Annotated in this window: 14 protein-coding genes; 2 read left to right on the top strand and 12 right to left on the bottom strand. The window is 45.7% G+C overall.

Features of this window, described 5'->3' with window-relative positions:
* Positions 1-64: 64 nt before the first annotated feature.
* From FJM67_RS04810 to FJM67_RS04800, 3 genes are all read right to left on the bottom strand, one after another.
* The gene (locus FJM67_RS04810; protein ID WP_140587544.1) at positions 65-334 is read right to left on the bottom strand and encodes a type II toxin-antitoxin system prevent-host-death family antitoxin; all 270 of its coding nucleotides are present in this window, start codon (positions 332-334) and stop codon (positions 65-67) included.
* 110 nt (positions 335-444) lie between these two features.
* A complete protein-coding gene (gene fic / locus FJM67_RS04805; RefSeq protein WP_140587543.1) occupies positions 445-1,548 on the bottom strand; it encodes a protein adenylyltransferase Fic in 1,104 nt (367 codons plus the stop codon).
* A 210-nt stretch (positions 1,549-1,758) separates the two neighbouring features.
* Positions 1,759-2,460, bottom strand: a complete 702-nt coding sequence (locus FJM67_RS04800; protein ID WP_140587542.1) for an FKBP-type peptidyl-prolyl cis-trans isomerase — start codon at positions 2,458-2,460, stop codon at positions 1,759-1,761.
* 277 nt (positions 2,461-2,737) lie between these two features.
* On the opposite strand from FJM67_RS04800, the gene FJM67_RS04795 reads away from it, so the two are divergent.
* A complete protein-coding gene (locus FJM67_RS04795) occupies positions 2,738-2,920 on the top strand; it encodes a type II toxin-antitoxin system HicA family toxin (protein ID WP_140587541.1) in 183 nt (60 codons plus the stop codon).
* 46 nt (positions 2,921-2,966) lie between these two features.
* The gene (locus FJM67_RS04790; protein WP_140587540.1) at positions 2,967-3,371 is read left to right on the top strand and encodes a type II toxin-antitoxin system HicB family antitoxin; all 405 of its coding nucleotides are present in this window, start codon (positions 2,967-2,969) and stop codon (positions 3,369-3,371) included.
* A gap of 497 nt (positions 3,372-3,868) precedes the next feature.
* Here the strand turns inward: FJM67_RS04790 and FJM67_RS04785 are convergent, their stop codons facing one another.
* From FJM67_RS04785 to galE, 9 genes are all read right to left on the bottom strand, one after another.
* Complete coding sequence (locus FJM67_RS04785; RefSeq protein WP_140587539.1) at positions 3,869-5,425, bottom strand: TnsD family Tn7-like transposition protein; 1,557 nt, start codon at positions 5,423-5,425, stop codon at positions 3,869-3,871.
* A gap of 30 nt (positions 5,426-5,455) precedes the next feature.
* Positions 5,456-5,776 carry a helix-turn-helix domain-containing protein gene (locus FJM67_RS04780; protein ID WP_140587538.1) on the bottom strand — a complete coding sequence of 107 codons (321 nt, stop codon included), beginning with the start codon at positions 5,774-5,776 and terminating at the stop codon, positions 5,456-5,458.
* 322 nt (positions 5,777-6,098) lie between these two features.
* Positions 6,099-7,694 carry an ATP-binding protein gene (locus FJM67_RS04775; RefSeq protein ID WP_140587537.1) on the bottom strand — a complete coding sequence of 532 codons (1,596 nt, stop codon included), beginning with the start codon at positions 7,692-7,694 and terminating at the stop codon, positions 6,099-6,101.
* Positions 7,695-7,705: 11 nt separating this feature from the next.
* A complete protein-coding gene (locus tag FJM67_RS04770) occupies positions 7,706-9,766 on the bottom strand; it encodes a Mu transposase C-terminal domain-containing protein (protein WP_140587536.1) in 2,061 nt (686 codons plus the stop codon).
* Positions 9,756-10,574 carry a TnsA endonuclease N-terminal domain-containing protein gene (locus tag FJM67_RS04765; RefSeq protein WP_140587535.1) on the bottom strand — a complete coding sequence of 273 codons (819 nt, stop codon included), beginning with the start codon at positions 10,572-10,574 and terminating at the stop codon, positions 9,756-9,758. Before FJM67_RS04765 ends, FJM67_RS04770 begins: the two co-directional genes overlap by 11 nt.
* A gap of 135 nt (positions 10,575-10,709) precedes the next feature.
* Positions 10,710-12,539 (bottom strand): glutamine--fructose-6-phosphate transaminase (isomerizing), encoded by a 1,830-nt coding sequence (gene glmS, locus FJM67_RS04760; protein WP_140587534.1) that lies wholly within the window; start codon positions 12,537-12,539, stop codon positions 10,710-10,712.
* Positions 12,540-13,022: 483 nt separating this feature from the next.
* Positions 13,023-14,384 (bottom strand): bifunctional UDP-N-acetylglucosamine diphosphorylase/glucosamine-1-phosphate N-acetyltransferase GlmU, encoded by a 1,362-nt coding sequence (gene glmU, locus FJM67_RS04755; RefSeq protein ID WP_140587533.1) that lies wholly within the window; start codon positions 14,382-14,384, stop codon positions 13,023-13,025.
* A gap of 193 nt (positions 14,385-14,577) precedes the next feature.
* Positions 14,578-14,904, bottom strand: a complete 327-nt coding sequence (locus FJM67_RS17940) for a DUF3800 domain-containing protein (protein WP_407943568.1) — start codon at positions 14,902-14,904, stop codon at positions 14,578-14,580.
* 137 nt (positions 14,905-15,041) lie between these two features.
* Positions 15,042-16,061 carry a UDP-glucose 4-epimerase GalE gene (galE, locus tag FJM67_RS04745; RefSeq protein WP_140587531.1) on the bottom strand — a complete coding sequence of 340 codons (1,020 nt, stop codon included), beginning with the start codon at positions 16,059-16,061 and terminating at the stop codon, positions 15,042-15,044.
* Between the last annotated feature and the right edge of the window lie 196 nt (positions 16,062-16,257).

Genomic DNA, 16,257 nt, shown 5'->3' with positions numbered 1-16,257 from the left:
ATTGCAATTAGATCAGCTTTGGCGTCCTGCGTAAGGCTGTACTTATTCATCATTAAATCTAAGATTAAATTGTGTTGTCGTATTTACCTGATACTAGGGCGTCCATGAATTCACCGCCATCGATCAGTTTACTCTCTTCGATATCGTCGTTGGCCCTGCTAAATCTTGCTTTAACAAACTGTAGCTTCATTGCCTCAAGATTGCTGAATTCCTCTGGAGAGATAACAACCGCAAGAGTTTTGCCATTTTCGCATATTTCGATTGGTGTGCTTTGAGCCTTCTTAAGTACATCATGAAAATGATGTTGTGCATCCTGTGTGCTGAATGAGTCCATGGAAGTAACCTGCGATGTTTAGAATTACTACAAGTATATACCACAACCTAAAACAAGTAAGGGGTCTGACCCCCTAGGGTTGGGGGTCTGACCCTGCATAACGAATTACCCTAAAAGGACGCAATGCTATTGCTATCTGTTGTCATGAGCGTCATCAATCGTGGGTGTACAAATAACTTTTCTTTTCCTGAATCGAGTTCATGCAGCACGCCAATATCCGCTAGCTGTTTTAAATAAATTGACGCAGTTTGGCGTTTGGCAATGTTACGCTCAACTAAGTTGATGATACGGCAGTAGGGTTGTTCAAAAATAAGCTCTACAAGCTCATAGCTGTATATTTTAGGTAGCTGTGCTTTGACGTAATTGGTTGTGCTTTCCATCAGAGCTCTAATCGCGGTAATTTTCTCGCAGGTCCACAGAGCCGTCTGCTCGACTCCTTTTAGCATAAATAGCAGCCAATCTTCCCAGTTCTGTTCCTTGGTCACTTGGTTCAAAAGGTGGTAATAGTCTTGTTTGTTGTGAACTATGAAACGACTTAGATACAAAATAGGCAGAGTCAATAACCCACATTCAATTAGGTATAGAACATTTAAAATACGACCAGTTCGCCCATTTCCATCATAGAATGGGTGTATGGCTTCAAATTGATAATGGCTCACCGCCATCTTGATCAATGGATCTAGATCATGGTCACCGTGAATAAATTGTTCCCAGTTAGTTAGTAAATCGCGGATAACCTTTTCGCCTGCTGGCGGAGTATAGATAACTTCCCCTGTCGTTTGGTTGCCAATAAATGTCCCAGGCACCTTCCGAATCTCCATTTCAGTGTTTTTTAACGTACTGCACACTTCAATAGCAGTAGCTGTGCAAAGTGGCTTTCTTTCAAGCTGTACGTAGCCTTGGTATAGCGCCGTTCTGTAACGTAATGCTTCCTTGGTCGCATGATCTGCGCCTTTATCTTCGAGTGCATACTGAAAAAGCTTATCGGTGGTGGTGACTATATTTTCAATTTCAGAGCTATCTTTGGCTTCAAGTAACGGTAGGAGGTTTATCAGCATGCTTTGGTTCGGAATCAGTTCCCCTGCCTTTTTTAACTCTGCTACCGCTGCACGGGCAGCAATGCACGCTTTTAGCACCGCTCTAGTTTCTATGGCATCTGGGTTTGGCGGCAACGCGGGTAAGTGGTTGTAAGGCTGCTCTGCTTGCCAAGTCATGTTGAAATTTCCGGTTTAAATCGACATAAATAAACTGTTGAGTAAGTTTATGTCGATCGGATCGACACATCAACATTATGTGTTGATTTTTTGTTGTTTTTTCGACGTATCCGCCTCTTGGGGGTCAGACCCTCCCCTAAAGGGGTCAGACCCCCTAGGGTTGGGGGTCAGACCCCCAAGAGTCAAAGGCCTTCCATGGCCGATGTTGTGTTATTGCGCTGCTTGCGCCGCTTCGATATCCAGTAATTCTACGGTGAATTGTAGTGCTGCGTGTGGTGGAATCGGGCCGGTACCGCCAGGGCCGTAGGCGAGTTCAGATGGGATGTAGAGCTCGTATTTAGAGCCAACGCTCATCAGTTGTAGGCCTTCTGTCCAGCCTTCGATAACTTGGTTCAGCGGGAAGGAGATCGGCTCGCCACGCTCGTAAGAGCTGTCAAATACGGTGCCGTCGGCAAGTTTGCCTTCGTAGTGAACTTTCACGGTGTCTTCTGCGGCAGGTTTAGCACCATCCCCTTGGGTGATGACCTTGTACATTAGACCAGACTCGGTTTTCTCGACGCCATCTTCTTTGGCTTTTTCCGCTAGCCAGTCTTCAGAGGCTTGTTTAGCCGCTTCGGCTTGTTTCGCTTGTTCCCGTTGCATTTCTTCCATTTGCTTTTGTTGGAAGGCTTGGATGGTGCCGACGATTTCTTCTTGGGTCATTTTTGGTTCAGCGCCGGTGTAGGCGTCTTCAAAACCGGCTTTGAAGGCTTCTAGGTCGAGGTCTTTGAAATCTCCAGACATGCGGCCACCGAACATAGAGCCGATGGAGTAACCTAGCTTGGCTGCGTCGGTTTCGAGCGCTGCGCCGTGGTTGTCGGCAAAGGTAAAAGTAGAAGAGACAACCGCCGCTGCAACCAGCGTTTTTTTCATGATGTGTTTCATATGGAAAAGTGTTCCTTTTCGCTGTGTATTTTCAGGTGTAAGCGACCGCCGCCGCTTTAAATGCGTGTGCTGGTTGTACCATGGATTGACCATACAGGCAAAAGGGGAATGTGGGCTTGCGCTATTTTGCCCTAATTCCTGTGGGGGTAGGGGTCAGACCCCCTGGGACTAGTATTATAGGGTTATTGGGGTTATATTTATGTTTGCTCGGTGATATGTCTGATTAGATATAGATTTCTGGTAAGGATTCATATGGGGGATAAATATGAAGAGCCGAGAAGTGATTCAGATGTTAAAGGAAGACGGTTGGTATTTGGTGCGGGTAAAAGGTGACCATCACCATTTTAAACATCCGAAAAAGGCGGGGTTAGTCACTGTACCGCACCCAACTAAGGACATAAAACTCGGAACCTTGAAAAGCATTAAGAAGCAGGCTCAGTTGAGCTGAACCATGCGTTTCTGGTTTTTTTAGCTCGATGTACGAGGTTAATAATATGAAATATCCCGTTGTGTTACACACTGATGATGATATGAGCTATAGCGTGACCGTGCCTGATGTGCCGGGTTGTTTTTCAGCGGGCTACAGCTTTGATGAGGCGCTTGATATGGTGGCTGAAGCTATCTTTGGACACCTGGAAATTTTGTTGGAAGACGGCGAAGATATCCCGAAAGCATCGCCCATAGCTTTTCACAAAGACAACCCTGATTATGCTGATGGTGTATGGGCCGTGGTGGATGTTGACATTAATCCCTTGCTTGGGAAAAGTGAAAAGATCAATGTCACCTTGCCGCACCTGTTAATCACTAAGATTGATAAGGTGGTCGCCACTAACCCAAAATATAAAACTCGCTCTGGTTTCTTGGCAGAAGCATCTAAAAAAATTTTGGAACTGGCTTGAGTCTTCTGATCCCCCGATGATGATGTTGGTGCCCTGAAAAATACCCGCTCTCCTACGTAGGAACCCGCTGTAGGGTCGGGGTCAGACCCCCTTGGGTTATCGCTGGTTTTGGCGATTTACCTCGGTGGCGGGGTCTGACCCCCCTAGAGTATGAAGCTGTACGGTGACATTAAAGTTCGATACGAAACTAAGGAATTACAGAGCTAATTAGAGGTAAAGTTTGATAATTTTTGACTTTGCCTCTTTTAAACATACAACATTAAAGTTTGATGCTTTTGCCTTCAGGCCTATTAACCCAAAGCCAAAAACGACCTTTTGAGTATAGCATTTTTTTAATCTACCGCATCTGAATCAAAAACAAGTCTTGTTTGGTGTCCACTACAAACAAACTAGCCATTTCGATAGGTAGGGATGATGTGACGCCATCTTTCCATTCCACAGCAACAAAGACGTCTTTATTTTTTAGCAAGTTTTTGGATTGAAATACACCGTGGATTTTAACCAGCTCTTTGTTCCTTGGGAGGTAGCTTAAAGCCGGGAACCATTTTGAGATATTCTCGGATAATTTGTCGCGGAGCTTCTCTAATACGGTTTTTGCTGAGTCCAGTAGAACGTTCAATTTCATAAGCCTGAGGTATAGGTTTGCCCTTGTCGATACACTCAGTGATTATAGCGATAATTCTGCGTACTTGGTATTCTTCAATCGTCTCAGCATATTTGACAAAAAACTGTCTACATAATGGCAGCTTGGCCAAATGTTTTTCTATCCCCCAACGTACTTGAAGCTGTGAGATGAACCAGTTTTGAGTCATTCGAGGCAACTCTAAATTGTCTTCGTGCTCTCTGCGAATATTAATAAGGTGTCTAACTAGAGCCCGATCACGCTGCTTCCAGTTTACGACTCTACCAACATTGTTTCTTAAAGGAGACGGCAAATTGCTTTTTAGCCAATCGTGATCGAAGCGATAAAGCCATGAGTAAACCCTAGCTCCCTCCCTCGTTGCTCTGATATCTTTGAGGGATGCATACGTTTTGTTAAGCTCATACCAAACCGTTCGGTATTCCGGCGCTCTAAGATCAGCTCGAGAAGAGCTATATATTTGTTTACTTTTTTTAATTTGAATATCTTGGGCAACTCTAAAAACATCATCAAGCCTCCATTCAGGGAGTAGTGCTTGTATACACAGCAGGTGATGAAGGTAAGAGAAATGCTTTCGCTGCTTGCGGAAGAAGGTTTGTAACCATGTCACTCCTTCATCAATTTCTAACCCACATTCCGTTAGAAAACTATTGCCCCAGCATTGAATTAAACGACTTTTCACTAGCTCATGATCAACCCCTTTAGAGCTTTTCAATCCAACTTCCCGAAGTCGCGCATCATAGAATACCGTCCACTGATTCGGTGCTATATATGGGAACGATTGGTGAAGCAATCGATCAATATTACGAGCAAGTTCCAATAATGCCGGGTTCTGACAAACTTCAGCAACGAAAGGTATCGGCATACTTGATAGAGCCGATGCCTCGATAAACGCATGACGGCGGCTAGGCTTAAGCTCAAAGTGTGAATCCATCAACATGCAACGGTGCTGTAGGCATACGCAAACTCCAGGTAGTTGAAACTGCCTTCGCCAATAGCTATATGCGAATTGTTTCATATCTTCATTAAAACAAACAGGACAGAAGCGAAAGTATGCAGGAAACACGAGTGATGACGCATTGATTCCAACCTTCAGCATGGAATGGCTTTTGACATCGAGTGTCAAGTCAGTGCATATCGAAGTATACCGATCAAACTCAACGAAGGGCTTGAAAATAGGGAGTATAGAATGGTTTTCTATCATCTCATTAGGAGTGATCGGCCATAAATTTTGCACATTATTAGCTAAACAAGATAAGTGGCCTTGGAGCAAAGCTGAAGGAACTATATTTCGGCTTCCAAAAAGCAGTGCAAGTGCCACTTTATCCTCGCGTATGCCTTGCCTAGAAATGAAACGAGCTAAGACACTGCCTAGTAGCTCATCATCGTGTGGTACTGGGAATTGGTAGATCATCTATCACCCTATGATGAAAGATGAATACAACTAAGCACTGCTGTTGCTTCTGGTCGCCAATAATTCTGCTATTATTGATTTCTTACCTTCTTCATCAAGCTTGGATATCAAGCAAACCAACTCAGCACTTAACTCATCTTCACAAAAGAAATAATTCAGTGGCACATTAAGTTCCGCTGCAATTTTACGAAGCGTTTCGACATCAGGGACGTGTCTGCCTTTTTCGTAGTGATTCATACGACTACTAGCAGAACCTTCGTCCATACCGATTCTTATTCCTAGCTCTTTCTGGGAAATTCCAACAAGCTTGCGAACTTGCTTGAGCCGCAAGGGGATAGGATTAACAGCCAAAGTATTTTCATCTTTAAAAGTCTCACATACTTAGATTGTCTAAGTTTTACTTATTTTTAGATACTTAGCAATACTAAGTTTTTACTTTTTAAGATCCATTTATGACCCGTGACTGACAATAACGAAACAATTTCTTTGAACGAGAAATTCAACGACCAATTGCGTGTGAACGGCGATGCAAAAATGAGCTGCTGAGTATCATTACAATTATTTGGATCGCGTAATTATGTTGACTGCATATTTTGGAGCATTCCGACCAGCCGGTTAAGGCGATTGTCTACTGCCTACCCCAATTATAGATCTGGTAGTCAGTTATATTTACTTACAAATAATCAGAAATGTGGAGCACAACTCCTTCTGATTTCATGGTCTTGTAAGTACCACCTTTGCTGTTTACCATTAACCTTAGGTCGTTCTCAACATACTTAGGCACAAGCTTAAAGACTGTTGACTTCTCTTTGACGGGGGGGGCTTGCTCCTTATCCTGCAGGTTATTAATATGAGCAAGTAATTGAAATAAGTTGGCATCAGGATGCTCTGACACAGCTTGTTCTGCCACTGTAGGTGCAATGTCTCCACCAATGCCTGCTTGCTCAAGCATACCGATCAGCTTTGATAGTTTGCTCTGCTCAGGGGAAGCGTATTCCTCACTAGTATCATTCTCTGCGACGTCATTTGCTGTGGCAGTAGCTACTGCGATTTGAACGATGCTTGCCCTGGGTATTTCTAGATCATCGTACTTTTGTATTTCGGCATCACGACCACTTTGAAGTGCTCTGATCATGGGTTTGATCATATGAAGCTCTTCATTGAATACGGTTTCTACTAAATCTCTAGATATCACTTCTCTACCAACAGTTACCGCTCTTGTCTGACACAAGTAAAAAAGAGTGACTGCCACATGAGCAATCCCTTGTGAGTAATCCCAGAACAGGGTTTTCACTTCGTCCGTAAGAGGCTGAGGGGACTTAAACCACTGTAGCACCCACAACTGAGAGAAAAATCTATCCCAATCAGAACCCTTACCGGATCTGTCTGTAGTATTGAAACGATTCCAATTAATACTACCAAACTGTGATGCACGTCTTGCAGAGCGCATGCTTGTAGCAAGTAGTTCGTAGGCTTTAGGTGTCCCGACAAACAATATTGGTAGTTTGATTGTGTTGGTTAACTGTACAAAGAATCGAAGAATTCGATCAGATACATTACTGGAGCTCGAACGCTCTAAATGCTGAATCTCATCTATTACTAACAAGCCTATCGAATGCAATGCGGCGATTCTCGCAAAATCACCAAGTAACATTTCGGTATTTGCTCGCGGCTTTACGTATTGCTTTTCATATAGTCCGTTGTTGTCTAATGCCTCGTCTAGAGCACGAAAGAAGTTGATACACAGACTTTTCACAGAGGCATCATGAGGGCACTCTACTTTAAGCCAGACTATCTGAACATGCTGGTAAGTTGGATGGGTGATGACTTGAGGATATCCAGACAAGACTGCTTCAACGGCTGTTGATTTACCAGCCCCAGAGCAGCCAATAACAGAGCTCACTAAAGCTTCATTTCCAGCATTACGAGTGTCATCTGTTAGCTTCTCTGTTCGATTTAGTGTCTCTTGATAACTTTTATTGGCTATATTTCGACTCAAGTAGCCTTGACGAATCATGGTAGAGATAGTTTGCTCTAGCTGTAGATGTGCTTTCGTCGGGTATAAGAAGCCATCCATAATTCGCAACATGGCATGTCGACGAATATGGGCCGGCAGAGCTACTTCCTCAGGACTAACAACCGGAATACGTCTTATTAATTCTGCTGTATCTTTTGGAGAATTAATCGGTGGCAACGCATTGATTAATGGATGACCTTGGTACTCCTTGATCTCTGCATCAATGTATTGCGCTGTTTCGAATGTGTGCATATGATTATCTCTCAAAAATCGTCCAAATCTGGGTAATCAAATCCCTGATCAACTTGTTTGCCTGAATTGATACAGGTAACCGTTGCAGTATCCTTCTCCTTAGTCGGCTTGGAAGCCTCTCTCATTTTCTGTCGTTCGCTTTCTCTTTCCTGGTTACGATTGTCACGAATACCACTTAGACGCTTGGAGTTGTTTGATAATTCTGAAGAGCTTTGTCTCTTCTGTGCAATATGGGCGATCATTTCCAGCTCATTTTGAAGATCTGGCGCTTTATAGTCAGCTTCTTGCTTGGCTTTAGCATAAGTTGACCTTGATTCAGATCGAATTGACATTGCTTCAACTAGGCACATATCTTGATATCTTCGACTTCGGCTCTGTAATGTACATTCCCATACGCTATCAAACTTTTTATCTGGTCTGACATATAGAGCATTGGTATTTAGTGGGTCATAAGCTACCTCTATGCTTTTTGGACGAGGCACGGATCTATTTTTGTGAAACCAGCCAAGCTCAACGGCTTCTGCGCAGGTGTAATACATCCCTTTAAAACATATGCCTGAGGGCGATATCGTCGCCTTACTATGGGGCAGCATATTCACATAGGTTAACTTTGGATCAACCTCTCTCAAAACCCCCGTTCTATTTTTCACTCCCCAATGCCAGAGTCTTACTGGTATCGCTGGCAAATCTGTAGGCATATCAGATTCAAAGTCGTAGCCCTCTAGGGGGCTAGATGTATTGCGGTTGATTTCAGAGATGATTACCATTTTTGTAAAATCATAAAGCGTTAGATTTGCTGATAGCTCTGTCCTTTTTCCCGCTTTTTTCTTTCCATTTATAGGCTCTACCCTTCCTTCAACATAAGGAAGGATATCCACATGCATCATATGGAATGACTTTTCAACGATTCCTTTGTCATCACCTCGGTAGGCTCGGGTGTTGGATAACGTGATACCGAATCGATTGACTAAAATATCTCCGTGTTTACCAAGTAATTCACCTCGGTCAGCTGTAATCGTTGCAGGAGTACCAATACTTGGCCAATCACTTTCAGTTATCTCTATGCCGAACTTGCGGCAGTACTCAACTTTGTCACAGAAAGCATGGGCGAGAGCGATTGATGCTGTTGCCCAAGAAGGGTTTTCTAGCCCCACATATAAGCCAACAGTCATGCGACTAAATACATCTTTGACTTTATATACGATTGGGCGTCCTACGATCCGGTCTGGGTCATGTTCAGATACAAGGTGCAAGTCAGCTATGGTCGCGTCAATTTCATACCGAGCACCCGGTCCAAAGTTATTTGAAGCAGAGGTGCTGTAGCTAGGTGCAACGTCTTTTGCATATTGAATAGATGGAGTACGAGCTTTAACAACAAGAGGTTTGGCGTAGTATTTGTTATAGAAGTATCTGAACTGTCTCTCTGACGGAAGATCTTCTTGTTTGATTGTTGGATACTTTGATCTAAGGAAGCCATTTGCCTTTGTTCTGGCCTCTTCAAGGTCGATGTTGCCTTTGACAAGATAAAAGCCTTCGATCGCTAATCTAAAGAAATTAGCAACTTCCTCTGTTATTGGAACCCCGTTCCCGGGGGATATAGTGCGTTTACTACCTGGCTTTTGCATCCCTATTCGATCTTGGCCGGGAGCGCCGCATTTTGTGTAATCTGGAGCAAGGGCATCAGGAGACATGCCTCTCTGCCAGTACCGACGCAGCTGTCGTGTGACATAAAGTCTAGGCTCCTCCGTTGCTTTTAAAACAGATTTAATCTTCTGGTTCCTAAGCTTTTTATCAAATAAGGCAAAGTAGTCTGTTAACAATAACGAGACCGAACGATAAGCTCGATTTCTTATCTCCTCAGCTTTAGAGCCGACATCGGGGGGGACCAACGAAATCGGATCAGGTATCGCTTCTAATGATAAACTTTCGAATTCATCAATATTGACTCGATATGGCCACGCCTTTTCATCGTGTATGTCGATCAGCATTAGGAAGTCGATATGCTCGTAGACAACTCGAATCGTTGTTTGGTGATCTGAATGAGGGTCGAGAAATACTTTGTTAAGATACATCAGACAATCTGGCGTTAAATGAATCTAGGCCGATAATCATAGAGACATCCTTTGCTCGCCAATTCCTAAATACAATGTTTAAGGGGACATCAATCAAATTTGCAGCGGCAGCATTACGAATCACGCCTATGTGAAAACCTGCCTTGCATTCGTATTTATCATCCATAGCAGCACATACCGTAGAGAGCGTTTTATCTGAGTTTGATAAACGGCTAATCACTGTCGCGATGTCGTCAAAAGACAGTTCTTTGTATAGGTCAGGAGAATTTTGGCTGGCGGCATGAAGCCATTCTAGATTCTCTTTTACGATCGCAGGGATTTCCTGTTCTGTGAAAAGCTTCCATTCATAACCAAGTTCTTCCCAATACAGCTTTTCAATTTGCAGTTTTTCTACAGTACGCACATTGTCTAAATTGCTAGAGTAATTAACTGATATCGCAATAGAGGGTTTACCTTTAAGCTCAACAACTAAGTCTGTGGTAACGACTTTCAGTTTATTGCGTATTTGTGGGTGCTTGATTCCTAGACGGGCACAAATACTCAAGGTATCAATTATCGGTAAGGGAAATTGCTCCTTGATATCGTAGGTAAGGTGGAAGCGGTCAAATACAAGAAAGGCAGAAAACTCAAGTCGAGATAGGAGATGGTGAGCTCTAGAGGTATTTCTTCCTCGGATACGATAGCTCTCGCCTTTACTATTTATTTCGTGGATTTTTATAAAAGGCTCATAGCATATCCCTGAGCCAATACCTCTAGTATTCAGTTTCTTTTCATCTTTAGGATCAAGTGGTTTATCTGTGTCTAACATATCTAGCCTCCTGCGCACTCTTTGAGCATAGCAGGAGGTTAGAAAATATCAAACATTATTGTAAAATATCAAACTATAATGTCTTTTGTCAAACTATAATGTCGCCGTACAGCTTTACAAGTTTGCTGCTGAATATTATTCCACCGTAACCGATTTTGCGAGGTTTCTTGGTTGGTCCACGTCGGTGCCTTTCACCACTGCTACGTGGTAAGACAGCAGTTGTAGCGGGATGGTGTGGACAATCGGCTCTAGAATTTCATCCACTTTCGGCACTTTGGTGAAGATCACGCCCGGCTCGTTGTGCAGTTCGGTATCTTGGTCGGCAAAGACATACAGTTCGCCACCGCGTGCGGCCACTTCTTGTAGGTTGGATTTGAGTTTATCCAACATGTTGTTGTGGGGCACCATGGTGATGATGGGCATGTCTTCATCCACCAATGCCAGCGGGCCGTGTTTGAGTTCCCCTGCTGGGTAGGCTTCCGCGTGGATGTAGGAGATTTCTTTCAGTTTCAATGAACCCTCCAAGGCGATTGGGAACATGGGGCCACGGCCGAGGAATAGGGCGTTGTGCTTGTTAGCGAAGCGGTCAGCTACTTGTTTGATGTACTCGTCTTCTTTCAGTGCTTCGTCGATGTAAGCCGGTAGCGAACGCAGTGAGTTCACTAGGTTTTGTTGCTGCTCGGCACTAAGTTGGCCTTTTTGATCGGCAATGGCGATCGCCGTGATCAGCAATGCGGTGAGCTGTGTGGTGAAGGCCTTGGTTGAAGCGACGCCAATTTCTGCACCGGCATTGGTGAGCAATGTCAGGTCGGATTCACGCACCAAGGTAGAAGACGGTACGTTGCAGATTGCCAAGGTAGTTAGGTAGCCTTGCTCTTTTGCCTTACGAAGTGCCGCCAACGTGTCCGCCGTTTCGCCAGATTGGGATAAGGTGAGGAACAGGGTGTTTTTCGGCACGGCAACTTTGCGATAGCGGTATTCGCTAGCCACTTCTACCGTACAAGGCAGGTTAGCTAAGTCTTCGATCCAGTATTTCGCTACCATGCCGGCGTGGTAGCTAGTACCACAGGCGACAATATGCACGTTGTCGATTTCTTTTAAGAAGTCCGAGTTAGCGCCAAAGCAGCTGGTCAGTACTTTATTGTGGCTGATGCGGCCCTCTAAGCAGGCAGAGATCACCGCTGGCTGCTCGTAGATTTCCTTCATCATGTAATGACGGAACTCGCCTTTGTCGGTGGCATCGATGTTGTGGTTAAAGACGCTAATTGGGCGCTCTTGAACTTGGTCTTTGCTATCGAAAATGGTTACGCCATCGCGGGTTAGCTCCACCACATCCCCTTCTTCGAGGAAGATAAATTGATCGGTAACGTGCAGCAATGCCAACTGGTCAGAAGCGACGAAGTTTTCTTCAATACCCACACCGACTACTAGGGGGCTACCTTTGCGGGCGGCGATCAAGCGGTGGTTTTGATCATTAAGAGTAACGGCGATAGCGAAGGCACCTTCTAGGTGCTTCAGACTGTTTTTTACCGCTTGTAGGAAGTCTGGCTCGGTTTTCAGCTCGTTGTGAATTAAATGAACGATGACTTCGGTGTCGGTTTCCGATTTAAATTCATAGCCGAGTTCTTTTAACTGGCGGCGCAGTACTTCGTGGTTTTCGATGATGCCGTTGTGTACCAATGCTAAATCCGGCCCGGAAAAGTGCGGGTGGGCGTTGGTTTCAGTGGGTTTACCGTGGGTTGCCCAGCGGGTGTGGGCGATACCGATTTTGCCGTCTAGGGGCGTGGCTTCGAATTTGTCTTTAAGGGCTTGAACCTTGCCCACGGCACGGTGGGCGCGAACGCCGACTTCATTGTTGATGGCGACACCGGAAGAGTCATAGCCGCGATATTCTAGACGAGATAAGCCTTCGAGTAAGATTTTTGCTACGTTGCGTTGGGCGATAGCGCCGACGATTCCACACATATTGTTTGTCCTTTAAATTAAATTTATTTGTACGAGGCCATTCTATGGCCGATTTTGCATCGATCGCCCAAAGGATTGGGCTCGTACAGCGCCATTCAATGGCTGATTTAGTTTTTATCGCCCAAAGGATTGGGCTCGTACAGGGCCATTCTATGGCTGATTTAGTTTTTATCGCCCAAAGGATTGGGCTCGTACGAGGCCATTCTATGGCCGATTTAGTTTTTATCGCCCAAAGGATTGGGCTCGTACAGTGCCATTCAATGGCTGATTTAGTTTTTATCGCCCAAAGGATTGGGCTCGTACAGCGCCATTCTATGGCTGATTTAGTTTTTATCGCCCAAAGGATTGGGCTAGTACGAGGCCATTCTATGGCCGATTTAGTACTTATCGCCCAAAGGATTGGGCTCGTACAGTGCCATTTAATGGCCGATTTAGTTCTTATCGCCCAAAGGATTGGGCTCGTACAGTGCCATTTTGTCCTTCCTACTTTTTGGTAGGGCGGGCCCAGCCGTCTTTGTTCATTTGTTTGGCGCGGCCGAAGGCCAGTTGGTGTTCACCTACGGTTTTGGTAATGGTGGAACCCGCTGCAATGGTTGCGCCAGTTTGTACTTCTACCGGTGCCACGAGGGAGGTATTTGAGCCCACAAATACGTTGTCACCGATGATGGTTTGGAATTTGTTCACTCCGTCGTAGTTGCAGGTGATGGTGCCCGCACCCACGTTAACGCCCGCTCCCATTTGGGTGTCGCCCACGTAGCTTAGGTGGTTGACCTTGCTGCCTACGCCGATATGAGCTTTTTTGGTTTCGACGAAGTTGCCGATTTTGGCTTTGTTTTCTAACACTGTGCCGGGGCGTAAACGGGCGAAGGGGCCAAGGTCGCAGTCGGCACCGACGGTGCTGTCTTCGATCATGGTGTTGGCTTTGATGACAGTATTATCGCCCACGGTGCAGTTTTTAAGCACACAGTTGGGGCCGATCTCGACATTTTCACCAAGGGTAACCGTGCCTTCAAATACGCAGTTCACATCGATGATGCAGTCTTGACCAGTGGTGAGTTCGCCACGAACATCAATCCGGCTTGGGTCTAACAAAGTCGCGCCATTGCGCATGAGGGTATCGGCCTGTTGCTGTTGCCAAACTCGCTCCAATGCCGACAACTGAACACGGTCGTTCACGCCGGTGACTTCCCATTCTGCTTCTGGGTGAGCGGTGACGATGTTGACTCCGTCATTGGCCGCCATGGCGATAATGTCCGTGAGGTAGTATTCCCCTTGGGCATTGTTATTGGTTAGGGCTTCTAACCAGCCTTTTAGCTTGGCGTTCGGTGCAAGTAGGATGCCGGTATTGACTTCTTGGATCTTGAGTTGCTCGGCATTGGCGTCTTTTTGCTCGACGATAGCGACCACTTTGTCTTGTGCGTTACGTACGATTCGACCATAGCCAAATGGGTTATCCAGTTTTATCGTCAGCAACACAAGGGTATTTGGTGTCGACAGGGCGAGCATATTTTCCAAGGTACTTTGCTGAATTAACGGCACATCCCCATACAGGGTCAAAGTGGCGCCGTCTTCACTCAATGAAGGAGCCGCCCGACGGAGGGCATCACCGGTGCCTTGGGGGTTATTTTGCCAAACAATATTGGCATAAAAGTCCTGACAGGCTGCTTCCACCTGCTCCCCTTGGTGACCAACGATAAGATGTAATTTGGTATTGGTTAGCTTGCTGGCGGTGCTAAGAACGCGACGTACCATCGCCGTGCCACCGATCTTGTGTAGCACTTTCGAAAACTGAGATTTCATGCGGCTGCCCTTGCCCGCCGCGAGGATTACGATGTCCTGAGTCATGGGACTGTCCTTGTTCTTTGAGTGGGTGTGTAAGTGTATTAAGGGGTATTAGACATTGTGACGGGATTGTGAACAACCGTTATTGTCACAGATAAAATGACAAGTTAGTGTTTATGTGTTGAGAAAGAATGCATTTGCGCTCCTTTGTTCAAGGGCATCATGGATGGTTATTCCTCCACGGTGGCGTGCTCCATCAAAGTAGCGATAGGACAGCGCTTTTAGCTGATTGGCATATCGATTTCTTAGATCTTCGTCGCTTATTGCGATTCTTTTTTCGTATTGGTTTGCGAAGATCTTCAGCGCCCTTAATTTCATGTCTAACGATATCTAAGTCATGTGTTAGCGAGCGGCAAAGAGCTGGGTTAAACTGGCGTTTTAAAGCAAGGAAGTCGTGTGTCAGGTCTATGATATTTATACTAGGAATAAATAGGCCACAAAGTATAAATATCGGTTGGATATCAGTAGAGTAGCTGGGCAAGTCGCCTGTACAGCCAGCCTCATCAATATAGCAGAAATACATTTTCAATCCCTCGAAAACAACTAAAGCCACACAAAGGTGGCTTTAGGAACTGCCGCCCGTTGCCGGTTCGGCGCGATTCGAACGTTGTTCGATATCTGATTAAAATTTTACCTGCCGATCATATTTTGTCAAGCAAGCTACACATACCCCTCGGGGTTGTTGCTTTGCCAATTCCAAGCATCCCGGCACATGGCGTCTAGGTCTAGGGTGACTTCCCAGTCGAGTTCGGCTTTGGCTTTGTTGGCATCGGCGTAGAATTCGGCGATGTCGCCCGCCCGGCGTGGCGCAATGGTGTAAGCGATGGTTTGGCCGCTGGCGTGTTCGAAGGCTTTGACCACATCGAGAACGCTGTAGCCCTTGCCGGCACCTAGGTTGTAGGCTTCGATGCTGGCTTGTTCTTGTTGGGCGAGTTTTTCCAGCGCTTTGATATGGCCGATGGCTAGGTCGACTACGTGGATATAGTCACGCACGCCGGTGCCGTCGTGGGTTGGGTAGTCACCGCCAAAGACGCTCAATTGCTCCCGCTTGCCCACGGCCACTTGGGTGATAAAGGGCATCAGGTTGTTGGGAATGCCATTTGGGTCTTCGCCAATCAGGCCACTTGGGTGGGCACCCACTGGGTTGAAGTAGCGCAGCAGGGACACATTCCAGCGGTTATCCGCTGCATGGGCGTCTTGCAGGAATTGTTCGATCATGACCTTGGTGCGCCCATATGGGCTGGTGGAGGACAGCGGGAAGTGCTCCACATAAGGGATCGGGTTTTTATCTCCGTAAACAGTAGCGGAGGAGCTAAAAACGAGGTTAAACACGGACGCCTGAGCCATGGACTCCAGCAACATGAGGGTGCCGGTGAGGTTGTTGTGGTAATAGGTAAGCGGGATTTGAGTAGATTCCCCCACGGCTTTTAAGCCGGCAAAATGGATCACCGCATCGATTTCGTGATTGGCAAAAATCTCATCTAGCGCCGGTTTATCGAGCAGGTCCACTTGGTAAAAAGTCACGGCTTTACCGGTAATTTGCTGCACCCGGGCCAAGGATTTTTCACTTGAGTTGCAAAGGTTGTCCACCACGACCACATCATAGCCGCGTTCAAGTAACTCAACACACGTGTGGCTGCCGATAAAACCTGCACCACCGGTTACTAATACTGTCTGCATAGGGCTCTCCTTATTGATGGCGCGAGTTTATCATAGCGAGAGACACCCACGAAGTAGGAAATGAGATGGACCCGCCCTCCTAACTATGTGCCATGCTTAATGTGCAAACCAAGCAAACCGGCATCTAAGTTAAAAGGAGCGAGTCCTATGAAAAATATTAGCATCCTAGGTATTGATTTGGCGAAACATGTTTTCC

Origin of the sequence: Maribrevibacterium harenarium (genome assembly GCF_006385675.1) — a bacterium.
GTDB classification, from domain to species: Bacteria; Pseudomonadota; Gammaproteobacteria; order Pseudomonadales; family Marinomonadaceae; genus Marinomonas; species Marinomonas harenarium.
The sequence above is the reverse complement of the archived record's forward strand: the minus strand, read 5'-3'. Positions and strand labels throughout refer to the sequence as shown.